Source organism: Nicoliella sp. ESL1149, assembly GCF_058107265.1.
The window spans coordinates 319,651-339,978 of the sequence record NZ_JBYLUE010000004.1 but is presented as its reverse complement, the minus strand read 5'-3'; the positions used below and the strand labels follow the sequence as shown (position 1 = coordinate 339,978).

The following is a 20,328-nucleotide window of genomic DNA, read 5'->3' as shown; positions in this document are numbered from 1 at the left end:
AATCACCTCATATATTATATAATGATTTAATTTTATCATTATTTATCATTTAAACAGTGTACAATCGTTCAAAATTAAGATGATATTAATAATTACAATATATAAATCAACAGCCAGTAAAATAAAAATTAATAATTATAATAGCAAGCATCAAAAAACTTCCTAAACACAGTATTATAAAAAGCTTTCTTAATTTAGTATTTATAAAAGATAATATTAAAGAAAAAATAAAAATCATAAAAATTGGCATTATCATAAAATCATCTCTTTAATTTTAAATATTACTTTACAGCATTGACCGCATTTTCAGGTTTTTTACCATTTAATACAGCTAAGACATTATTCAACGCTTGGTTAGCCATCTTAGTCCATCCTTCTATTGAATGGCCAGCACAATGAGGCGTTAAGAAGACATTATCTAACTTACGAATCGGACTATCCATTGGTAATGGTTCTTTGTCATAAACATCTAGGGCTGCTCCAGCAATTTCTTTGCTTTTAATCGCATCAACAAAAGCGTCTTGATCAACCAATGGACCACGACCTAAGTTCAACAAATAAGCTGATTTTTTCATCATCTTAAATTCATCTTTTGAAACAGTGTTAATAGTTCCTTTAACTGCTGGTAAGTGTAAGGTAATGTAATCGCTGTTCTTAAATAACTCTTCTTTTGAAACAAATTTACCATAAGTTGTATTCTTAGGAGTTCGATTATAAATTAAAACATTCATTCCTAAAGCTTGGGCGCGCTTAGCCACTTCTTGACCAATATGACCAAGACCAACTACTCCTAGGGTTTTATCAGTGATTTGAGTGCTCATGATGGTTTGACCATAATCGCTGTCTCCCTCACGCATCTTGTTAGAGATGGTATAGGAATGTTTAGACAAAATCAACATATCAGTAATTACATTTTCAGCAACTGAAACCGCATTACCACCAGGTGTATTAGTTACCCAAATATTATGTTCAGCAGCGGCTTGAGTATCCACATTATCATAACCAACCCCTTGACGAGCAATGATTTTTAATTTAGGCATTTTATCATACATAGAATTAGGAAATGGTAATTCCATTAAAATAGCTGCATCAACATCACTTGCTTTATCTAAAATGGATTTTTCATCTTCAGATTTCAAGATTACTGGATCCAGACCATTATCAATGATTCGTTGATGAATAAGATTATCGATAACTGGTGTTAATAAAATTTTTTTACTCAAAATAATCCCTCCTAGTTTTAATTCACTATATTTTATATCTTAGTTCTAAACAATAAATTATGTCTAATAAAACAACTTGAAGAAATGATGTTAGAGAATGAATAAATTATCAATTATTAATGGTGGTGTGGCCTCCTCATCAATTTGGCAAGAAATGTTAAAAATAATCATAGTATTGGTCATCATTAATTTATGTATCATTTATATGACATTAAAATGTATTGTTTTTGCATTAATCGGAATTCCAGCAAAGTTTAATATAACTCCAAAAGATAATCAGCATATTGGATTAGGTTTGCTCTAAAAATTTGATTGGTAACATTATCTTTTCAGTCATCACAATAACCGTTTGTACGTTAATTTCTGGTAACTCTTGGGTCCTTATGTCGTTTTTCCCTGGATGCTTTGGTTTCTTTATGTTCTTCAAGTCTAATCACCAAAGCAAGGCAGAAAAACAAGCTCGTTTTGATAAATAAAATCATTATGCATTATATTGAACCTAAAAAAGGTGCCGTGAAATGGCATGAATAAATTAGTTAAAAAAGAGAAGGTAACAGTTTATGCCTTTGTTACCTTCTCTTTTATACCTAAACTCATCTTTAATTAATTTAACAATAATAACCCGCGGTATAAATGATATTTATTATATATATTCTTAACCTAGTTCATTTAGTCATCAAACGCTAGTTTATATATTTTATCATCAATTCGTTCTACTTCTATATTCCATAATGGAATAAATTTTAGTGAGGTGTTGGAAAATTGAATGATGATATTTGCATCATCATAAAATTGAACGCCACCACTATTATTTAAAACCCTCATAAATAATACATTATTATATCTCTTATCAAAAAAATAAGTCATATTATCAGCATATAAAAATATATAGTCGTTTAGAATAACTTTCTTCATATATCTAATCTCCTATTCTAATAAGATGACTCAATTTGGTACAGATTATCCTCGACCTCATAAATATTAACACTAACTCCTGGATGAAAAACAACTTCATGATCAACTATATCTATAACTAACTGCATTTCAGAACCTTGAATAAATGCCGCACGCTGATTTGAGTTATCAAAAAAACAAACCATCTCATCTTCGTCGTATTGAAAAGTAAACTTTTCAATTTTAATTGTCCTCATTTTTTACCTCGTTAATTATAATGAAATAATCTTATATTGAAAACCTAATAACGCAACTATTTTAAATTTTTGTATATCTACATGTTCAGTTGGAATAAACTCAACCTCATTTTCTGAAACAACAATTTTCAATAGCACATTTGAATAATCATCATCAAGAACTAATAATAAATTGTTATTATTGGTTATTAACGGATTATTTTCTTCATCGTAAAGAAATGAATACTTCCCAACTTTTATGTTATTAATCATCGTTCCCTCCATAATCTTCATTGGACATCAATATATATTCTCTAGTTTTACTTTTCCGAATGGTTACGCTATTTCTGGGTCTAAATAATAATTTACCATCATCAATTGAAATATTAATTCTTACTTCATCATCAAAATTAATTAGTGTTAAATTATTACTATAAATAATACAATTAGAAAGTGAATAATCGTAATAAAACGTGTATTCTTTAAATTTTATTTTTTTCATAAATATACCTACATTAATCTAAAATATCCCCTAGTCTATTTAAGGAGTGAAATCATGCTATTCAAAAATTTTTACAAGTCACCGATTGGTGAAATTGTATTATTAAGTGATGAATCAAATTTATTGGGATTATGGTTTAAAGATCAAATTAATTTCGGTGGAAGCTATAAGTTATCTGATGCCAAAGTCTATGCATCCACCCCCATCAAGATAGCAACAAAATGGTTAAACCTTTATTTTGATGGACAAAATCCGAATCCATTCAACGTCCCGGTCAAATTAAATGAAACCCCTTTTCGAAACAACGTTCTTAATAAATTAAAAAGGGTTTCCTATGGTCATACAGTAACCTATAAACAACTATCAGACAAAATGCAGGAAAACATCCCACATAAAGTCAATAAAGCTCGCGCAACTGGAAATGCAGTTGGTCACAATCCCATTTTGTTAATAATACCATGCCATCGTGTAATTGGAAATGATGGCAAATTAACCGGATACGCTGCTGGGATTCAAAGAAAAAGTTTCTTATTGGAACTAGAAAAGAACACCATTCATAATGGCCCTAATTCACTTTAGGTATAATAAATTTGCTTTCAATTTTATCATGTAAAATTATTTTGTGAGCGTTATATTAACTAATATTAAAAAAGTATGCTATTATAATAACTGCTTACAAATAATAAGTAATTTTTAGGAGGCCATATTATGAAAGTTAGAGCATCTGTGAAGAAACGCGATAAAGATAGTCAAGTTGTTCATCGTCGTGGTCATGTTTTTATTATCAATAAAAAGAATCCAAAGTTAAATCAACGTCAGGGATAAACCTATCAAAAGACTGCTAATCAGCAGTCTTTTTTAGTCTAATCAACTTAACGTGATATACTTATTTTATTAAATGACTTCCTAATTTCCTCGGCGGGTAAAAAACCAATTAATTGGCAGGCGGGTTCGTGTTAGATAGGCACGAAGGAAAATTTATTAAGGGAGTTTTATTATGCAAGATCGTAAAAAATGGTTTGCTTTAATTGCGGTTTGTTTAGGTTTTTTTATGGGTTTACTAGATGTAACTGTTGTTAACGTTGCTCTACCCACTATCCAAAAAAGTTTTAATAGTAGTTTTAGTCAACTTCAATGGGTAATTAATGCCTACACGTTAATTTTTGCTGCCATCCTATTTTTAATTTCAAAGTTAGGGGATTTAATCGGAAGGAAAATTATTTTTATTGCTTCGCTATTAATTTTTTCTACCTTTTCGCTTGCTTGTAGTTTAGCCCCTAGTATCTGGTTATTAATTATTTTTCGTGGCTGCCAAGCAATTGGTGGAGCTGGGATGCTTAGTCTTTCAATGAGCATTATTGCAGATACATTTACTGGTCGTTCAAGAGGCCTTGCCCTAGGAATCTGGGGGAGTGTAGCTGGGTTATCCACAGCATTAGGTCCTTTAATTGGTGGAATCTTACTAAGTTTCTTTAGCTGGGAATCTATTTTTTTAGTCAATCTGCCAATTGGAGTTATCGCTTTAATCATGAGTATTAGTTTCATTCCAAAATCAAAGACTTTCAATAGTGGAAAAGTTGATATTATTGGAATGCTTCTCTCAGTTGCATTCATGTTCTGCTTAATTTTAGGATTGATTCAAAAAGAAACCCATTATAATTATTCTTGGTTAAATTATCATGTTTCTTCATTATTAATTACGGGAATTGTTCTAATTATCATTTTTATTTTCTTAGAGAGTAGGATTCAAGCTCCAATGTTAGATCTAAGTCTATTTAAAAATAAGGCCGTTGTTGGTTGCGCAATTTCAAACTTGACCTTAGGAATGGCTATTTACGCTCTCTTTAGTTATCTAATTGTTTTATCTCAAGACTATATGGGATATTCTGCATTAGAAAGTGGATCTCAATTAATGGTAATAAGTGCTTTTTCTTTAGTTCTTGGACCTATTTCTGGAAAAATAGCTAGTCGAATTAATCCCGGTTACGTTATTACTGCAGTCTTATTTTTAGCAGGATTTGGAATGTTCATTTTACCTAAAATACTAGGTAATCATAATTCGTGGTTATTGTTTATTCCAACGTTCATTACAATTGGAATGGCAAATGCATTGATTAATCCACTATCATCTAATATTGCAGTTAGTGCTGTTAAACCTCAAGAAATTGGAATGACATCTGGGTTATTAAATGTTGGTAAACAATTTGGAACGAGTTTAGGATTAGTTATTTTAGGTCTCGCAATGACTAACACCTATGATGCTCATTTAGCAAGTTCCGTTTTACCAGGTAAATTAATTACTGTATTACAAAAAGCCGGTCCATTTTCAGGAAGTTCCTTAGCTCAAAAGATCGATCACTTTAACATTCAAAATATTGTCCACACTGCTTTTTTCAGAGGGATGGATAGTGTTTCACTTGTCGCAGGAAGTTTCTTTATTATATCTGGAATCATTTGTTATTTCTTATTATGCCATGGTAATAAAGTTATCCAAAAATCCAATTATTAAATAAAAAGCCCAACCAAATGGTTGGACTTTTTTAATATACTTCTTTTGCAATTTTAAATGCTGACCATGCCTTTGGCCACCCAACATAAAATGACAAGTGGGTAATAATCTCACTAATTTCTTCCTCAGTTATTCCATTTTGCTTACCAAGTGTTAAATGTGCTTTTAACTGAGCAAAATTACCACCACTAATAATTGCTGAAATTGTAATCATACTTCTGTCATGAGCAGATAACTTATCAGTTCTCGACCAAATTTGACCGAACAATACATCATCATTAATTTTTGCAAATTCAGGTGCAAATGATCCTAAGTTATCTCTTCCAGCCGTTTGTTTCTTTACCATTTTAATTCTCCTTTACTTGTTCAAAAGCTTCGCTGAATTGTTCATCGGAAACAATTTCTAGCCATTCTGGTGTTCCTGTAGTGATTGCCACATGAGCGAACCAACTATTTGGTGTTGCTCCATGCCAATGCTTAATTCCATCATGAGTTACCACTACATCACCTGGATTCAAAAGACGAGCTGGTTTGCCAGCTTCTTGATATAATCCCTGTCCATCAGTAACTAATAAGATTTGATATCCATCATGATGAATATGCCAATTATTTCGGCACCCAGGTTCAAAAGTTACATTTCCCACTCCAACATTTACTTCATTTTGTGCTTTTACTAACATTTTTAAATAACTTTGTCCTTGAAAATACTTAGCATAAGCATCATTTTTTTGTCCTAATCTGAATAAACTATCATTTTTTGTCATTTTGTCATTCCCCTTCATTAAATTGTTTTAAATAATTTTCAAAATCCTCAGAAATCGTATGATTTAACTTTCCATCATACCAATCAATTTTATGCGTAAGAATTTTTAAATTAGCTTTAGTTTCCCTAATTTTATCCTCGCTTCGTGCTTTAACATTTGATAGTAGAGACCGGCGCTCGGAAATAGTACTATCTCCTTGTGATCTTAAACGAACATATTTAATCATTTCTTGCATAGTCATCCCTGTCCCCTTCAAATGTAACAAAAATCCAATCCATTTAATATCGTGTTCAGTGTAATAACGATTATTATTGCTATCCCGATGAGGAAGAATTAAATGTTCTTTTTCATAATATCTAAGAGTATATGTTGTTAATCCTACATGACTAGCAAATTCGCCAATTGAATATTTCTTCATCTCTAACTCCTTAGTAAGGGCGATCCCCATCTGTACCAGGTTGATCAATACCAACACTACTTCTTTGATCTATCTCAGGATTTTGAATTACTTTAACGATATAATCAGCGATGCTTACCCTAGAAACAATTGTTCCTTTAAATGGCTCACCTTTCTGAGTTGTTTCATAATTAATTTTGGAATTATTATTCATGTATGCTGCTCTAATAATCGTATAGTCCAAGGTTGATGCTTCAATGATTGCAGCAGCTCTTCTTGTATCATCCATGATGACACTTCCAAGACTCTTTTCAATCCAACGACCAAATTCACCTGGGACTTCATGATACAATCCCAATCCTGTAACATAAATTAATCGTTGAACTTTGTCTGTCTGCATTGCTTTAACAATGTTCTTAGCCATTGGTTCAAAACGACCACCTAAATTAGCATAAACGATATCTTGACCGACGATTGCTTTAGACAACGTTTCAAAATCATTCACATCACCCTCAACTACTTTTTCTCTTTTTAAATCAACATCCTTTAAACGCGATGCATTTCGTAAATATAGTGTCAGTTGAACATCTGTTTCTTTTAATAGGCGTTGTCTTACAATCCGTGCAATTTGACCATAAGCACCTAAAATAATTATCTTTTTCATAATGACTCCTCCTTTATTTATTTCATAGTGTATTCCTTAGAGTTAACTGTAAGTCAATTAAAAACAAAAAACAATCTGAATTCAGATTGTTTTTTGTTGGTTATTTTTTAGCAATACTAATGTCATGACCCTTGTAAATAATGTGTAAGTGCTTACTCAATCCAGATACCTTACTAAATTTACCCTTCCGTTGATTGTAATGAATAATCTTATCACCTGCTTTAAGATGATCACCATTCAATTTAAGGGTTCCACCTAACTTTGCTGTTTTTTTAGTTACTAAACTATCACCATTTGAAATTTGAGTTATTCCCTTTTGTGATTGACTATAATTTCCCTTGATAACAACTCCTTTTTGGCTTAATTTTAAGGTTCCTTTATTAACGTTTACATTACCAGTACCCAATGCGTGCTTATTATTAGCTACAATTACTCCATTCTTAAGTACCAAGCCACCCTTATAAGTATTATTTCCATTAAGCGCTAAACTACCAGTGCCAAGCTTAGTTAATTTACCAACTCCTGAAATGTCATTACTCCAGTCATCGTTAGCATTAAATGTCCCCTTCTTGGCATCCATGTTAACGGTTGTATTAGATACTAATTGACCATATCCATTAGCTGCATTATAAAGGTTTAAACGACCCCATCCTTCTCCATCATCAAGAATTGGATAACCGGTTGGTAATTCTGTAGTAGCTAGAATTGCTCTTCTTTGCGTTGCATTTAGATATGGGAATCTAGTTGCTAATAAGACTTCCGCTCCTTTAGGAACCTTATAAGTATGGGTAGAATTAGCAATTTTAGAAAATCCATACGTTAAGCGGTAATTGTATTGTTTAGCATTTTTATCAGAATTATTCATTCCATAAGAGTCATTATCTCCTTTGGAATCCTTTAAAACGGATTGAGCTTCTTTAAACGCATCCGTTTTTAAATCCTTATTCGCTGGATCATTTAAAATCGAAGCAGCTAAGGCTGTTCCCAACACTCTTCCTCCGATAACATCTAATGGTGAATGCCGACCTGCTAAGATTCGATCATTTCCAACTTCTGATGCTCTCGTAAGTAAACTTTGAAATTTTTGAGGATATGCATACGCTAATGCAAATGCTGTTAAATAAGAACTATTCGTGTGCCCACTTGGAAAGCCATAATCATTCGTTGGATCTGCTTTAGCAGATAGTTTTAACGTTGGTAAAATTACGCCGTTATCTTGAGCATTTGTAACCGTTGTCCCATCCCATCGAAATGGTCTCGGATATTTAAAATAAAGCTTAGCAGAACTACTGGAAGAGTTATTACCATCTTTCAATGTGTCAGCTAATTTTACAACAGCTCCTAATGCTGAATTAGAATCACCAGTAACTTCCTCTTTATCCCAGTTGGTGTCATAATCCTTAGTTTCAGCATCATTTGGCACTTCTTTATATCCACCAGTAATATTAGCTTCTTTTCTAAAGTAGTCGGTTAAATTACCAAGCCCTTCTTGAACTGAATAGTCCATATCATTCTTATCATCTAACCAGGCTTGTTTTGCTTCACTACTAGTTCTATTCTTAGCAATTGATTGAGCAAGATTAATATTTTCATCCAATATCTTGGTATTTAATCTTTTTCCATTATCCCAACTAGAACCGGGTTGCCATAGTTTATTCATTTGTGACAACAAATCGATCGAAGCATTGGTTTCTGGAGTTGTATTGCTTTTATCATTTGTTTTATAGTCTTGAATAAAATATCTTCCCGCATCTGACTTACGATCTTCATTTATTTCCTGAAGTGCATTTTTATCATCATGCTTAGATGCATGGACTTTATTCGAAACGTTGATACTTAATAAAGCTAATCCTAAAAATATACTTGAACCAATTGCTTTCTTCATCTATATTCCTCTTCTCATATTTATTAATTTACAATTATTATTCTAAAAAATTAATTTGAATTTCTTGTAGAAGGAAAGTAAATGATTTGTAAAGATTTTATTGAAGCAACGGAAAACGACTCAATCCAGGTAATTATCTGAATCAAGTCGTTTTTTAGTTCAATTATTTATTATTTTTTTGTAAATTTTGACCAAACAATGTATCTAAATCCGTATTTAAATGTTGTGCTAAACTTAAACATAATTTTAAACTTGGATTATAATCATATTTCTCAATCAAACTTAACGTCTGGCGGGAAATCCCCACTTTAGACGCTAATTGCTTTTGCTGTAATCCTTCTTCAACTCGGATAATCTTAACTCGATTTTTAATCATTCTTTCCCACCTCAATCACTTTTGATTGGAAAAAGCTTGATTTAATTTCGTAAAGTTAACGGTTCCTAATCCCGTTGCTTGATTATATATCTTACCAGGTTGACCAGTATAGAACATATTATCATCATCAGTACTATTTAACGGAGTAAATGGCGATTCACTTGTTTTAGCAAAACGATAGATTTGTGGATTCCAAAATCCAGTTCTTTGGCCCTGAGCACTATTGATCACTGCTGCCATCGCTGCCATTTGTGGTGTCACAACACTGGTTCCACCACCACTAGAAACAAGATTTCCAAGTGCATAAACATCATATCCTGTTAATGGATCTGCATTTCCAGAAATATCTGGGACGTTCCGACCCTTAGTATAACCAGAAAATACTGGCGCTGTAACATCAATTTCCATCTTTTTAAGATTTAAAATATCCTTAGCATTATATCTTCCAACACCACTAACGCCTCTTTGATATTCAGGAAGGGGTTCAACTCTACTAAATCCGCCTCCGCTTGCTTGAACATTTTTTAATTGTTCTTGGAAAATTGCTCTTTTTTCCTTAGCAGTTAATTTCTTATTCCCAATTCTCAATGAGTTAATAGCTTCAGTGTACTTTGCATTCGCTTTTGAGCTTTGTTGATTAACATAACTATTCCCATATAATTGATAAAGTAATGAATAAGTCCAGGAATGTTCTTTAGAAAGGGTTGCCAATTTATCATTTTGAACGTTTGATTCCATTACATCAGAATATGGAACGTTTTTAAATGGTAATGTTGTTCCACCTACTGAAGTAACAAATTGAGATGTAGATGGGAAAAAGAGTCCTTTATTATTACTACCAAAAGCAAAAGCATAAGCTCCATTATCACCACTACATGCAAAAGAAGTAATTCCTTGAGCAGCAGCTTGCTTCATTAAGCGATCAATCGTTTGATAATAACCCTTATAAAAATTATTTTTGGTCAATGATTGTTCATACATTCCCCAACTAAGAGATAATACACTAGCTTGGTTAGAACTAATTGCTGTTGCATAATCAGTAACAAAATCGTCACCAATATATGCATTTATCTGCGCTTTAGGTGCTAATGCAGATGCTTGTTCCACATCCATCGATGATTCGAAGGGACCATAAAAAGCATTATCACCACTTAATTTAGGTTTATTTACCATTATTTTGTGGAATCGACTAGCATCATAATTTAAATGTTCTAAATTAAAGTAGTGTTGAACATCACTTTGACGATAGTTAGATAAGGTAATAATTCCAATCGTTTGATTCTGACCTAATGCATGATTTTGATAAAGACTACTAGCATTATAGTTACGAACAAATTTATTAGTTGTCCGATCTTGAATATTAGGATCCTTAGATTTAAATGTCCATTTTTTAGTTTTAGATTGTGCTGAAGCTCCTGTTGTTGTAGCATTCTTACCATCGAAAGTTTTTGAAAGTTCTAAAACATATTCAATATTCTTAGCCACTTTTTTAGGAAGTTGATAATGACGGTTTGGAACTTGATAATTAGTTCCCTTCTTATAATTACTTTGTTTTAATTTGATTTTCAAGGCTCGATTAATGTTCTTAGTTTTTCCGGAAATTTTCATTAATACATTTCCTGCATACGGAGTCGCCTTTAAATGATATTTCCGAAAATAATTTCCAACCACTTTTACATTAGCAGATGATAATCCATATTTACGACCAAAAGAATTAGGGGTCAAATATTTGTGAAAGTTAGCACTTCCTGGGGTGACAGTTTGATAAATAAAATTAGTCAACTGTGAATTATTTTGCCCTTTTAATGTTAAAAAGAACGTTTGCTGATGGTTACCACGAACATTTACAATTCGTTTACTTGCCTTTGCTCCCGTTGGAGTCATTAAAATCAAGCCGGTAGATATCAATAACATTCCAATAAATCGATTTCGTTTTAAAAACATGTTTTAACTCCTCTTATGCGTTCTATATTACTCTTAACGTTATGAAGTAAAATATAATTGACGGTTTATATAATTTGTATTTTACGCTCATCAAAAAAAAAATCAATATCATTAATATTAATGTAAGAATCATGAAAATTAACTTTACTTGTAATGCCTTTCGAATTAAGATAGGGACAATGTATTTAAAAAGGTAGGTGCCCAATTTATGTTTAGTAAGATTGGTCAATTAATTTTTGACAACGAAGCGGTTGCAAAGACTTCAGATTTTAAAGTTGGTCTAGAAGTTGAAATGGATCGTGCTGATGAAAGTGGTCATCTTAGTACGGAACCTTATCCTGATACAATTGGCGATGAAACCACCAATCCTTGGATAACTAATGACTTCCTGGAAGCAATGTCAGAAGTCGTTACTCCTCCTGCTAAGAATGCTACAGATGCAATTCACTTTCTATACAGTATCAATACAACGTTAAGAACTGCATTATCCCCAGGTGAAATTTTATGGCCTCTCTCAATGCCACCAATTATGCCAAAAGAAAAGAATATGAATTTAGTTGCAAAAACGACTCCTAAAAAAAGAAAATACTTTGAAACTTGGTTAAAAAAACACAGTATTTCAGAAGGAGCTCCTTGTGGAATTCATATCAATATGAGTATTAATGATCATATTATTGATTTAGTTTTCAACAAGTTTAAAAATCGGTTTAAGACCCGGGACGAAGCTCAAACGTATCTTTATCTTAAGATGGGTCAAGGTTTCATTAGATATCGTTGGTTAATCACCTATTTATTTGGAGCAAGCCCGATTGCAGAAGAAAATTACTTCGATAATGATGCCAAGCGCCCTCATCATCCCGTACGAAGTCTAAGACAAAGTACTAACTTTGGTTTTGGCGCTAAGTTCTTTGCTAACTATACTAATCTTAATACCTATGTTGATTCAATGAACGATGCCGTTAAAAACAAAGTTTTACTTAGTACTGCAGAGGGTCAAGGTCCCGTTAGATTCCGTGGTAATAACGATTTGAATAAGTTAAAAACTGAAGGAATCAAATACATTGAACTTAGAATGCTTGATTTAGACCCAAGCAGTTCTGTTGGAATTAGAACTGGAACGATTCGTTTCATGCGTTTATTAGCAACGTATTTTATTATGAGTCCTGGACTCAAACCTAGTGAGGTCGATAAAGCCCTTAAACGTGCTAACGATATGAATAATACGGTTTCATTAGAAAAACCTGATGAATGTACTTATCACGTTCAAGCTAGGTCAATGATCAAACAATTAAAATTCTTTATTAACTCGATTCAAGCTGGTCCTGAATATCAAGAAATTATCCAAGACATGGAATTAAGAGTTAAATACCCTCGATTAACCCCAAGTGGTCAATTGGAAGAAGAAATTAAAGACAATTCTTTAGTTGATTTTGCTGTAAAGAAGGGTGAAGAATACCAAGATGGTGCTCTTCAAGCACTTCGTCCATTTCGTGGTTTTGAAGATGACGGTAAAATGTCAGAAAAAGATCTTCGTGATTACCTATTTGGTGGTAGTTGGGAAGTATAATATTTTAACCATTACAACAAAAATGTTGTAATGGTTTTTTATTTATATTTTAAATTCATTAGAGTAAAATTAAATTGTACTCAACACAGGAGGAAAAATATGAATAAAAAAGTTGGAATTATCGTTGGATCAACACGCCCCACTAGAATTGGACTTCAAATTGCTAAATGGACTAAAACAATTCTTGATAAAACTAAGATTCAATATGACATTATTGACCTTGCAAAAATAAACTTACCAATGTTAGATGAACCAGAAATGCCAATGAAGGGTAACTATCAAAAGGATCACACCATTAAATGGCAACATCTTATTGATAGTTATGAAGGAATTATCTTCTTATTTCCACAATATAATTGGGGATTGCCAGCACCCTTAAAAAATGCAATCGATTATTTAGGATCAGAATGGCGAGATAAACCAGTTGCTTGTATAACCTATGGTTTTCATGGTGGAAATCAAGCTTATTCTACTATGCTATTAGTAATGAATGCTCTCAAAATGAAAAGAATGGCTGTTAATCCACCTCTAAACATTAACGGTGAAATGTTCGATGATAAGAATAATTTTAAGGATATTGACAAAGCATTTACTAAAGAAAGTTTTAGTATTCAACTACTTGGAAAAGATTTTGAGAACATCCTTAAATAAAAATAAAACCCGTTTCCGAATTTAATTTGGAAATGGGTTTTATTTCATATTACTTAAAATTGCATCTTGTACAGTTACATCATCAGCAAATTGATCAGCAACTTCTTGAAGCCGTGGTTCAGATAAAAAGTTTGTTGCATTCTTAATTCTTTGAACAAAAGCTTGTTTAGCTTCCATATCATTGCTATCATCGCCAACGTATTTCTTACCATTAATAAAATATGAATTAAAGTAATCTTTCATACTGCCATCACCAGTTCCATAAAGCAGGTCTGAATCAATGTCATTATAGACATGATCCACTGTCGATAGATAATACCAGTAGTTGCCATTATGGAAAAAGCCTCTGATGTGCTTGGACATACTTAAAGCGGATTCTTTGCTAGTGATACCTAAATCACGACCATACCAATCACGCATATATTCAGTTAGGGTTGAGTGGCGTTTAACTTCATTCAATAAGACATGATGTTGTTCCAAGTATTCTTCTGCCATTTTAGCTTGATTGGCAGCTTTTGATTTGTTATCCATTGCCATAATTTCATCTTCAGAAAATTTATCTTTTAAATTCATTTCACGTTCAATTGCAATGTGTGAAATCATGATTAAATCTTGGCGATGCTTTTCTTCCCGTAATTTTTGAATATCATAACTTCTGATATTTTCTAATGGATCACAATATGTCTTATTTGATATTTTCATTTTAAAACCAACCTTTCAAATTTAAATCCCCAAAACTGGGAAAATCATGTAAACACCGAATGCCATCACAATTAGCGAAAAGATAATCGTTGCGTACTTATAAATTCCCTTCATTCGATAACGTTTAGGCAATGCCTTTGCTTCTAGAATCAGAAGGAATCCCAAAACAATTGGCACCATCAAAGCATTAATCACTTCAACTGTAATTGTAATTGAAACCATATTCGTATTGAACAATACCAAAATGGCACTAAAAACAAATACAATCACATAAATACTATAGAATCCAATATTCTTACGATTAACCTTTTCATTCAAACTGTGTTTCCAGTTCAATACTTCGGTCAATCCCCATGTTCCTGATAGAACAACTACAATTGCTGCTACCAAAGCACCACCCAAAATACTTGATCCAAAAATTGCTTTTGCAGCATCTGGACCAATATATTGAGCAATTGCCCCAACCAATTCTTTAACAGAATCTACGGTCTTATTAACATGGTCTTTAAAAACAGTTGCAGCAAAGAGAACTACAAAGCCAATCATGATTCCCTGAGTGATGAAAGTGCCAACGAAAGTATCCGTTTGTTCTTTTTTAATCATTCTTGGCTTGAGTCCCTTATCGATCACAGCACTTTGTTGATAAAAAATCATCCATGGCATGATAACCGATCCAACATTGGCAGCAATTAGATAAATATAGGAAGAATCATGAATTGGAATCGACTTCATTCCTTCCATCATTGAACTAAAACTAGGATGGACCATAAAAATTCCAATGATAAAAGTAAGTTCAAATAATCCGAAAATGATGCCGATTTTTTCAATCCGACGATAACTACCCATAAATGCAATTGCAATCAAAACAATGGTACTAATTGGGATCGTGAACCATTTTGAAATGCCAAATAGTTCCCCGACACCGGCGATTCCGATGAATTCAGTCAGCAAAGCACCAACACATGAAATCATCAACGTAATTGCAGAAATGTATGCCCATTTTTTACCAAAATACTCACGAATCAATTCTCCATGCCCTTTTTTTGTAACAATTCCTAGTCGAACTGTAATTTCTTGGACCATGAAGAGAACTGGGATCAACAATAATTGTGGTAAAACCATTGAATACCCATAACTTGTTCCTGATTGAGCGGCGGTAATAAGGCAACCTGCATCAGTATCAGCTAACATTACGATCAATCCAGGGCCAACAACCATTAACCAATTTCTCACCCTTTGCATAATCTTGTTAAACTTTGATTGATAAGCAACGTTGCCCATCGAAATGACATTTCCGTCGTTGTTTGATTTCATTTTGACACTTCCCTTCTAAATCTAAATTAATTATTTTTTAATGAATCCCTAGTTGCATTCTTGCTTCGCGGGACATATTATCGATGCTCCAAGCTGGTTTCCAAACTAAGTTAACATCAACATCTTTAATTTCTGGAAACCCGATTAATTGTTTTTTGATTTCGCTGAACAAGTAATCACTCAATGGACATCCCATAATTGTTAAGGTCATCGTAACGACACAATGTCCATCTTTATTAACTTCGACTCGATAAATTAATCCCAAATTAACAATATCAATGTAAAGTTCTGGATCGATTACGTTTTCAAGGGCATCAACATACTTATTTCTTTTAATCTCCATAATTATTCTCCTATCCGATTGAACCTTCCATTTCAAAACTAATCAAACGGTTCAATTCAACAGCATATTCCATTGGCAATTCTTTCGTAAATGGTTCAATAAAGCTCATGATAATCATTTCAGTCGCTTTTTGTTCTGTAATCCCACGTGACATTAGGTAATATAATTGTTCTTCTGAAATTTTAGAAACTTTCGCTTCATGTTCCATTGAAACATCACTATTGTAAATTTCATTATAAGGAATCGTGTCACTAGTTGATTCATCATCCATAATGATCGTGTCACATTCCACATGACAATGAGAACCGGGACTGTTCTTGGCAAAGCGTACTTTTCCACGATAATCAACAGAGCCACCATCTTTTGCAATTGATTTTGAAATAATTGAAGAAGATGTATCTGGAGCATTATGAATCATTTGGGCCCCTGTATCAGATCTAATATTTTTACCTGCAACGGCAATGGAAAGCATAGTTCCTTTGGCTCCCCGCCCGTTCAAGTAAACGGACGGATACTTCATTGTAACTTTAGATCCAAGATTCCCATCGACCCATTCCATAACAGCATCTTCAAGAGCTTGAGCTCGTTTAGTTTCCAAACTATAAACGTTATTGGACCAATTTTGAATCGTTGTATAACGACAATAAGCATGGGGTAATACGTTCACTTCAACAACCGCAGCGTGCAGACTATCAGAATTATATGTTGGAGCAGTACATCCCTCAACGTATTCAAGATGAGCTCCCTCATCAACAATAATTAAGGTTCTTTCAAATTGACCAGAGTTTGCAGCGTTAATTCTAAAATATGTTTGAATTGGTGCTGAAACCGTTACTCCTTTTGGAACGTAAATGAATGTTCCACCAGACCAAACTGCACCGTTCAATGCCGCAAATTTGTTATTGGTAGGTTTAATCAACTTTCCGAACCACTTTTTAAATAATTCCGGATACTCTTGCAATGCTGTATCGGTATCAGTAAAAATGATTCCCTGCTTGGCCAATTCTTCCTTCATGTTATGGTAAACAGATTCAGATTCGTATTGAGCAGATGATCCAGCTAAGTATTTTCGTTCGGCTTCTGGTACCCCAATTCGATCAAAAGTTTCCTTGATTTTTTCAGGAACATCATCCCAATCACGATACTTTTTATCAGTTGATTTTTGATAATATTTCATATGATCTAAATCAAGGCCACTTAAGTCTGGACCAAAAGGAGGATCTTCAATCTTTAAAAACGTTTGATATGATTTCAAACGATAATCTAACATCCATTCTGGTTCGTTTTTTTCTTTTGAAATTTGACGAATGATATCTTCGTTCAATCCTTCTCCAGTGGAGAATACTGGTTTCACATCATCGTGAAAACCAAACTCATAATCGTTATCAGGAAGTACTTCTTTAATGTCAGTCATTATTCGTTCACCTCTTTATTATTGTTCAATAGGTCATCTAAGGCATGCCAACCTAATGTGGCACATCTAATTCTAGTTGGAAACTTAGCTACTGTACTTAGAACTAAGGCATCACCTAATTGTTCTGAAGCATTAACATCAACTGTTTTATTAACAATGTTGTCAAAAAACATTTTGATGATTTGATTACTTTGTTCAATCGTTTTCCCTTTAATTACATCGGTCATCATGCTTGTGGAAGCCATTGAAATGGTACATCCACTACCTTTAAACTTAATTGCGTCTACTTTATTATTCTCAACTTTAACTTGAACATTGATGATGTCACCACAACTAGGATTTCGAAGCACTAAGCTGTCAGTACTATCTTCCAAAGTGCCGAAATTTCGGGGATGACCTGCGTGATCCATCACAACGCTTTTGTATAACTGATTTAAACTACTCAAGCCCATTTTGAAAGAACTCCTTTACATTTTTTAATGCTGAAATAAAATCATCAACGTCTTGTTCATCATTATAGAAATAAAAACTAGCTCGGACCGTTGATTCAACTCCTAAATAATCCATCAATGGTTGAGCACAATGGTGACCGGCTCGGACTTCAATTCCTTCCATGTCCAATCCGGTTGCAACATCATGAGGATGAATACCTTTAATATTAAAAGTTACAACTCCATTATGATCTTGACCACTTTGCTTCCCGTAAATAATAATGTCATCAATTTGTTTCATTTTTTGAATGCAGGATTCTGATAATTCATTATCATGTTCGTGAATTTCGCTTAAACCCATTTGATTTAAATAATCAATTGCAGCATGAAGACCAATTGCTCCAGCAATATTAGGAGTTCCAGCTTCAAATTTTGTTGGCACAGGGGCAAAAGTGGCCGATTGTTGAGTAACTTCATCGATCATTTCACCACCAAATTGAACTGGTTGCATTTGATTCAGTAACTCGGCTTTTCCGTATAAAACTCCAATTCCTGTCGGTGCCAACATCTTATGACCAGAAAAAACTAAGAAGTCTGCATTAATTTTTTGGACATCTATGGGCATATGAGGGGCTGCTTGAGCTGCATCGATAATCATTTTAGCATTCATATGATGAGCTAATGAAACGACCTCACTAACGGGATTTTCAGCTCCCATGACGTTGGAAACATAATTGATTGAAACGATTTTAGTCTTGTTTGTAATCTTTTGCTTTGCATCTTCCAAGTCCAACTGACCATTTGGTTTCAATTGAATGTATTTTATTTTTACACCTTTTGCTTTAGCAATTTGTTGCCAGGGAACGATGTTACTGTGATGTTCAGCAATCGTTAAAACGATTTCATCCCCTTGATTTAAGAAATGTTTAGCAAACCCATCCGCAATCCAGTTAATACTTTCAGTACTGGATCGTGTGAAAACGATATTCTCAGCAGCTGGGGCGTTAATGAACTTCGCAACTGCACTTCTTGCTTGTTCATATTGTTCAGTTGCTTGCATTGAAATTGTGCTAACCCCACGATGAACGTTGGCATTGGTATTAAAATAGTAATCATTAATGGCTTTAATTACTGCGGTTGGCTTTTGAGAAGTTGCCGCATTATCAAGGTACACCATATGTTCATCGTTAACTTGCCGCTTTAAAATCGGAAAATCGTTCTTCACATTTGGATTAATCATTCGCTAACTTCCTTTCAATAATATTGATCATTTGTTGACGAATCGAATCTGAAGGAATGTGAGCTAAAATAATTCCAAGGAATCCTCGAATTACTAATTTTTTAGCCACATCAGGACTCAATCCTCGACTCATTAAATAATAAAGTTGTTGTTCATCAATTTTTCCAATACTTGCTTTATGTCCGGCAACAACATCGTTTTCATCAATAAGCAAAATTGGATTAGCATCTCCACTAGCATCATCAGAAAGCATCAAAACACTGTTTTCTTGTTGATTATTAGCGCCATGAGCACCATGAGCAACTTTCCCAATTCCGTTAAAAACGATTCGGGCTTTATCTAAAATTGCCCCTCTTTGACTAATTTCACCATCAGAATGACGACCGTAATTAGTAATTCGTGTATTGACTCCATGTTGTTGACGACCATTGGCAATTGAAACAATTCTTGTATTGCCTACAGAACCTTCTCCAATTAAATCCGTTGCAACATCAGAAATCGTATTCCCATCATTGAACGATCCAATCATCCAATTGAACTTAGCATGATCATCAACCTTTGCATAACGATAAATGAAGGTCGTGGTTTTAGGATTCATTGAATCAAGTGAGAAAAATTGAACATGACTATTCTTTTTAGCATATACATCGATATTGATATGGGAAGTTTTCTTTTTATCACCCATACTTGCCAATTTTTGAACAACATCAAATTCGCTATTATCTTCAGCCACAATAATTACTCGACTAAAAGTACTTGCTTGGTTGAAGTTATTTTCCATCATTAATAAATTAATTGGGGCATCTAAAACAACATCCTTAGGAACGTAAACGAACATCCCACTATTAGTAAGTGCCGCTTCAAAACTACCTAATCTATTATCGGTAACGTGTTTTTGAGCTGTAAAATAAGGTCTAATTTTTTCTTCATGTTCTCTAATTGCAGTCGCAAAGTCACAACAAATGACACCCTTCTTTTTCATTTCATCAGATGAATTGTCATAACTCATTTCATGACCAACAGTAGTTAGATTATAATCTTGAAACTCTGCTTGAACGTCACTTGGAATTTGAACACTTTCTTGTCCATCATCCTTAGTAATAAATTTCCAAGTATGATAATCGAATTTTGCAACTTCAGGTAATGATAAGGTGGCGAGCTTATCAAAAGTTGTCCGTCGAAAGTCGGTCATCCAGGTAGGTTCATCAACAAAGACTGCTTCATCGATCATTTGCGGATTAATTTGCCGCATAAACTTGTCTTTAATCATTA

Annotated in this window: 25 protein-coding genes; 6 read left to right on the top strand and 19 right to left on the bottom strand. The window is 33.4% G+C overall.

The genetic code is table 11. From position 1 onward, the window contains the following. Nucleotides 1-281: 281 nt before the first annotated feature. Nucleotides 282-1,223 (bottom strand): NAD(P)-dependent oxidoreductase, encoded by a 942-nt coding sequence (locus AC3B6G_RS07585; RefSeq protein WP_489849811.1) that lies wholly within the window; start codon nucleotides 1,221-1,223, stop codon nucleotides 282-284. Between the two features lie 97 nt (nucleotides 1,224-1,320). Between AC3B6G_RS07585 and AC3B6G_RS07580 the strand changes: the two genes are divergently transcribed. Next, the gene (locus AC3B6G_RS07580; RefSeq protein WP_489849810.1) at nucleotides 1,321-1,527 is read left to right on the top strand and encodes a hypothetical protein; all 207 of its coding nucleotides are present in this window, start codon (nucleotides 1,321-1,323) and stop codon (nucleotides 1,525-1,527) included. Between the two features lie 365 nt (nucleotides 1,528-1,892). Here the strand turns inward: AC3B6G_RS07580 and AC3B6G_RS07575 are convergent, their stop codons facing one another. Genes AC3B6G_RS07575 through AC3B6G_RS07560 form a run of 4 tightly spaced genes read right to left on the bottom strand, consistent with a single transcriptional unit; the run spans nucleotide 1,893 to nucleotide 2,855 of the window. Continuing rightward, the gene (locus tag AC3B6G_RS07575) at nucleotides 1,893-2,138 is read right to left on the bottom strand and encodes a hypothetical protein (protein WP_489849809.1); all 246 of its coding nucleotides are present in this window, start codon (nucleotides 2,136-2,138) and stop codon (nucleotides 1,893-1,895) included. Between the two features lie 17 nt (nucleotides 2,139-2,155). Next, complete coding sequence (locus AC3B6G_RS07570) at nucleotides 2,156-2,374, bottom strand: hypothetical protein (RefSeq protein ID WP_489849808.1); 219 nt, start codon at nucleotides 2,372-2,374, stop codon at nucleotides 2,156-2,158. A gap of 15 nt (nucleotides 2,375-2,389) precedes the next feature. Beyond that, nucleotides 2,390-2,626 carry a hypothetical protein gene (locus AC3B6G_RS07565; protein WP_489849807.1) on the bottom strand — a complete coding sequence of 79 codons (237 nt, stop codon included), beginning with the start codon at nucleotides 2,624-2,626 and terminating at the stop codon, nucleotides 2,390-2,392. After that, nucleotides 2,619-2,855, bottom strand: coding sequence for a hypothetical protein (locus AC3B6G_RS07560; protein WP_489849806.1), 237 nt, complete (start codon nucleotides 2,853-2,855; stop codon nucleotides 2,619-2,621). Before AC3B6G_RS07560 ends, AC3B6G_RS07565 begins: the two co-directional genes overlap by 8 nt. A 54-nt stretch (nucleotides 2,856-2,909) precedes the next feature. Here AC3B6G_RS07560 and AC3B6G_RS07555 point away from each other — a divergent pair, with 54 nt between their 5' ends. The 3 genes from AC3B6G_RS07555 (at nucleotide 2,910) to AC3B6G_RS07545 (ending at nucleotide 5,364) form a co-directional block, all read left to right on the top strand. After that, entirely contained in the window at nucleotides 2,910-3,434 is a 525-nt protein-coding gene (locus AC3B6G_RS07555; protein WP_489849805.1) for a methylated-DNA--[protein]-cysteine S-methyltransferase, read from the top strand. 129 nt (nucleotides 3,435-3,563) lie between these two features. Next, nucleotides 3,564-3,680, top strand: a complete 117-nt coding sequence (rpmJ, locus tag AC3B6G_RS07550; RefSeq protein WP_489849804.1) for a 50S ribosomal protein L36 — start codon at nucleotides 3,564-3,566, stop codon at nucleotides 3,678-3,680. A gap of 172 nt (nucleotides 3,681-3,852) precedes the next feature. Next, nucleotides 3,853-5,364, top strand: a complete 1,512-nt coding sequence (locus AC3B6G_RS07545) for an MFS transporter (RefSeq protein WP_489849803.1) — start codon at nucleotides 3,853-3,855, stop codon at nucleotides 5,362-5,364. A 31-nt stretch (nucleotides 5,365-5,395) separates the two neighbouring features. On the opposite strand, the gene AC3B6G_RS07540 is transcribed toward AC3B6G_RS07545, so the two are convergent. The 7 genes from AC3B6G_RS07540 to AC3B6G_RS07510 form a co-directional block, all read right to left on the bottom strand. Then, nucleotides 5,396-5,710: a carboxymuconolactone decarboxylase family protein gene (locus AC3B6G_RS07540; protein WP_489849802.1), complete on the bottom strand. Its 315-nt coding sequence runs from the start codon at nucleotides 5,708-5,710 to the stop codon at nucleotides 5,396-5,398. A gap of 1 nt (nucleotide 5,711) precedes the next feature. Continuing rightward, nucleotides 5,712-6,128 carry a cupin domain-containing protein gene (locus AC3B6G_RS07535; protein WP_489849801.1) on the bottom strand — a complete coding sequence of 139 codons (417 nt, stop codon included), beginning with the start codon at nucleotides 6,126-6,128 and terminating at the stop codon, nucleotides 5,712-5,714. A gap of 4 nt (nucleotides 6,129-6,132) precedes the next feature. Beyond that, the gene (locus tag AC3B6G_RS07530) at nucleotides 6,133-6,546 is read right to left on the bottom strand and encodes a MerR family transcriptional regulator (RefSeq protein WP_489849800.1); all 414 of its coding nucleotides are present in this window, start codon (nucleotides 6,544-6,546) and stop codon (nucleotides 6,133-6,135) included. A 10-nt stretch (nucleotides 6,547-6,556) separates the two neighbouring features. Next, entirely contained in the window at nucleotides 6,557-7,189 is a 633-nt protein-coding gene (locus tag AC3B6G_RS07525; RefSeq protein WP_489849799.1) for an NAD(P)H-binding protein, read from the bottom strand. A gap of 100 nt (nucleotides 7,190-7,289) precedes the next feature. Next, a complete protein-coding gene (locus AC3B6G_RS07520) occupies nucleotides 7,290-9,074 on the bottom strand; it encodes an acid phosphatase (RefSeq protein WP_489849798.1) in 1,785 nt (594 codons plus the stop codon). Nucleotides 9,075-9,237: 163 nt separating this feature from the next. Next, nucleotides 9,238-9,450: a helix-turn-helix transcriptional regulator gene (locus tag AC3B6G_RS07515; RefSeq protein ID WP_489849797.1), complete on the bottom strand. Its 213-nt coding sequence runs from the start codon at nucleotides 9,448-9,450 to the stop codon at nucleotides 9,238-9,240. Between the two features lie 15 nt (nucleotides 9,451-9,465). Next, nucleotides 9,466-11,394 carry a S53 family peptidase gene (locus AC3B6G_RS07510; RefSeq protein WP_489849796.1) on the bottom strand — a complete coding sequence of 643 codons (1,929 nt, stop codon included), beginning with the start codon at nucleotides 11,392-11,394 and terminating at the stop codon, nucleotides 9,466-9,468. A 208-nt stretch (nucleotides 11,395-11,602) separates the two neighbouring features. Here AC3B6G_RS07510 and AC3B6G_RS07505 point away from each other — a divergent pair, with 208 nt between their 5' ends. Further along, nucleotides 11,603-12,961: a glutamate--cysteine ligase gene (locus AC3B6G_RS07505; protein WP_489849795.1), complete on the top strand. Its 1,359-nt coding sequence runs from the start codon at nucleotides 11,603-11,605 to the stop codon at nucleotides 12,959-12,961. A gap of 99 nt (nucleotides 12,962-13,060) precedes the next feature. Further along, nucleotides 13,061-13,612 carry an NADPH-dependent FMN reductase gene (locus tag AC3B6G_RS07500; RefSeq protein WP_489849794.1) on the top strand — a complete coding sequence of 184 codons (552 nt, stop codon included), beginning with the start codon at nucleotides 13,061-13,063 and terminating at the stop codon, nucleotides 13,610-13,612. A gap of 39 nt (nucleotides 13,613-13,651) precedes the next feature. On the opposite strand, the gene AC3B6G_RS07495 is transcribed toward AC3B6G_RS07500, so the two are convergent. Genes AC3B6G_RS07495 through sufD form a run of 7 tightly spaced genes read right to left on the bottom strand, consistent with a single transcriptional unit; the run spans nucleotide 13,652 to nucleotide 20,326 of the window. Continuing rightward, on the bottom strand, nucleotides 13,652-14,314 hold the full coding sequence (locus AC3B6G_RS07495; RefSeq protein ID WP_489849793.1) for a hypothetical protein: 663 nt from the start codon (nucleotides 14,312-14,314) through the stop codon (nucleotides 13,652-13,654). 21 nt (nucleotides 14,315-14,335) lie between these two features. Next, nucleotides 14,336-15,628, bottom strand: a complete 1,293-nt coding sequence (locus AC3B6G_RS07490; RefSeq protein WP_489849792.1) for an NRAMP family divalent metal transporter — start codon at nucleotides 15,626-15,628, stop codon at nucleotides 14,336-14,338. Between the two features lie 37 nt (nucleotides 15,629-15,665). Continuing rightward, nucleotides 15,666-15,971, bottom strand: a complete 306-nt coding sequence (locus AC3B6G_RS07485) for a metal-sulfur cluster assembly factor (protein ID WP_489849791.1) — start codon at nucleotides 15,969-15,971, stop codon at nucleotides 15,666-15,668. Between the two features lie 10 nt (nucleotides 15,972-15,981). After that, the gene (sufB, locus tag AC3B6G_RS07480) at nucleotides 15,982-17,385 is read right to left on the bottom strand and encodes a Fe-S cluster assembly protein SufB (RefSeq protein ID WP_489849790.1); all 1,404 of its coding nucleotides are present in this window, start codon (nucleotides 17,383-17,385) and stop codon (nucleotides 15,982-15,984) included. After that, nucleotides 17,385-17,837, bottom strand: coding sequence for a Fe-S cluster assembly sulfur transfer protein SufU (gene sufU / locus AC3B6G_RS07475; protein WP_489849789.1), 453 nt, complete (start codon nucleotides 17,835-17,837; stop codon nucleotides 17,385-17,387). The genes sufB and sufU overlap by 1 nt, the downstream gene beginning before the upstream one ends. Further along, on the bottom strand, nucleotides 17,824-19,056 hold the full coding sequence (locus tag AC3B6G_RS07470; protein WP_489849788.1) for a cysteine desulfurase: 1,233 nt from the start codon (nucleotides 19,054-19,056) through the stop codon (nucleotides 17,824-17,826). The genes sufU and AC3B6G_RS07470 overlap by 14 nt, the downstream gene beginning before the upstream one ends. Then, a complete protein-coding gene (gene sufD, locus AC3B6G_RS07465; RefSeq protein WP_489849787.1) occupies nucleotides 19,049-20,326 on the bottom strand; it encodes a Fe-S cluster assembly protein SufD in 1,278 nt (425 codons plus the stop codon). The genes AC3B6G_RS07470 and sufD overlap by 8 nt, the downstream gene beginning before the upstream one ends. Between the last annotated feature and the right edge of the window lie 2 nt (nucleotides 20,327-20,328).

Excerpts from the sequence above, each read along its gene's own strand:
- AC3B6G_RS07560 (WP_489849806.1), bottom strand. The coding sequence starts at position 2,855 with ATGAAAAAAATAAAATTTAAAGAATACACGTTTTATTACGATTATTCA.
- sufD (WP_489849787.1), bottom strand. The coding sequence starts at position 20,326 with ATGATTAAAGACAAGTTTATGCGGCAAATTAATCCGCAAATGATCGAT.
- AC3B6G_RS07515 (WP_489849797.1), bottom strand. The coding sequence starts at position 9,450 with ATGATTAAAAATCGAGTTAAGATTATCCGAGTTGAAGAAGGATTACAG.
- AC3B6G_RS07505 (WP_489849795.1), top strand. The coding sequence starts at position 11,603 with ATGTTTAGTAAGATTGGTCAATTAATTTTTGACAACGAAGCGGTTGCA.
- AC3B6G_RS07575 (WP_489849809.1), bottom strand. The coding sequence starts at position 2,138 with ATGAAGAAAGTTATTCTAAACGACTATATATTTTTATATGCTGATAAT.
- AC3B6G_RS07490 (WP_489849792.1), bottom strand. The coding sequence starts at position 15,628 with ATGAAATCAAACAACGACGGAAATGTCATTTCGATGGGCAACGTTGCT.
- AC3B6G_RS07510 (WP_489849796.1), bottom strand. The coding sequence starts at position 11,394 with ATGTTTTTAAAACGAAATCGATTTATTGGAATGTTATTGATATCTACC.
- AC3B6G_RS07570 (WP_489849808.1), bottom strand. The coding sequence starts at position 2,374 with ATGAGGACAATTAAAATTGAAAAGTTTACTTTTCAATACGACGAAGAT.
- rpmJ (WP_489849804.1), top strand. The coding sequence starts at position 3,564 with ATGAAAGTTAGAGCATCTGTGAAGAAACGCGATAAAGATAGTCAAGTT.
- AC3B6G_RS07565 (WP_489849807.1), bottom strand. The coding sequence starts at position 2,626 with ATGATTAATAACATAAAAGTTGGGAAGTATTCATTTCTTTACGATGAA.
- sufU (WP_489849789.1), bottom strand. The coding sequence starts at position 17,837 with ATGGGCTTGAGTAGTTTAAATCAGTTATACAAAAGCGTTGTGATGGAT.
- sufB (WP_489849790.1), bottom strand. The coding sequence starts at position 17,385 with ATGACTGACATTAAAGAAGTACTTCCTGATAACGATTATGAGTTTGGT.
- AC3B6G_RS07535 (WP_489849801.1), bottom strand. The coding sequence starts at position 6,128 with ATGACAAAAAATGATAGTTTATTCAGATTAGGACAAAAAAATGATGCT.
- AC3B6G_RS07540 (WP_489849802.1), bottom strand. The coding sequence starts at position 5,710 with ATGGTAAAGAAACAAACGGCTGGAAGAGATAACTTAGGATCATTTGCA.
- AC3B6G_RS07520 (WP_489849798.1), bottom strand. The coding sequence starts at position 9,074 with ATGAAGAAAGCAATTGGTTCAAGTATATTTTTAGGATTAGCTTTATTA.
- AC3B6G_RS07495 (WP_489849793.1), bottom strand. The coding sequence starts at position 14,314 with ATGAAAATATCAAATAAGACATATTGTGATCCATTAGAAAATATCAGA.
- AC3B6G_RS07525 (WP_489849799.1), bottom strand. The coding sequence starts at position 7,189 with ATGAAAAAGATAATTATTTTAGGTGCTTATGGTCAAATTGCACGGATT.
- AC3B6G_RS07545 (WP_489849803.1), top strand. The coding sequence starts at position 3,853 with ATGCAAGATCGTAAAAAATGGTTTGCTTTAATTGCGGTTTGTTTAGGT.
- AC3B6G_RS07530 (WP_489849800.1), bottom strand. The coding sequence starts at position 6,546 with ATGAAGAAATATTCAATTGGCGAATTTGCTAGTCATGTAGGATTAACA.
- AC3B6G_RS07485 (WP_489849791.1), bottom strand. The coding sequence starts at position 15,971 with ATGGAGATTAAAAGAAATAAGTATGTTGATGCCCTTGAAAACGTAATC.
- AC3B6G_RS07500 (WP_489849794.1), top strand. The coding sequence starts at position 13,061 with ATGAATAAAAAAGTTGGAATTATCGTTGGATCAACACGCCCCACTAGA.
- AC3B6G_RS07470 (WP_489849788.1), bottom strand. The coding sequence starts at position 19,056 with ATGATTAATCCAAATGTGAAGAACGATTTTCCGATTTTAAAGCGGCAA.
- AC3B6G_RS07580 (WP_489849810.1), top strand. The coding sequence starts at position 1,321 with ATGAATAAATTATCAATTATTAATGGTGGTGTGGCCTCCTCATCAATT.
- AC3B6G_RS07555 (WP_489849805.1), top strand. The coding sequence starts at position 2,910 with ATGCTATTCAAAAATTTTTACAAGTCACCGATTGGTGAAATTGTATTA.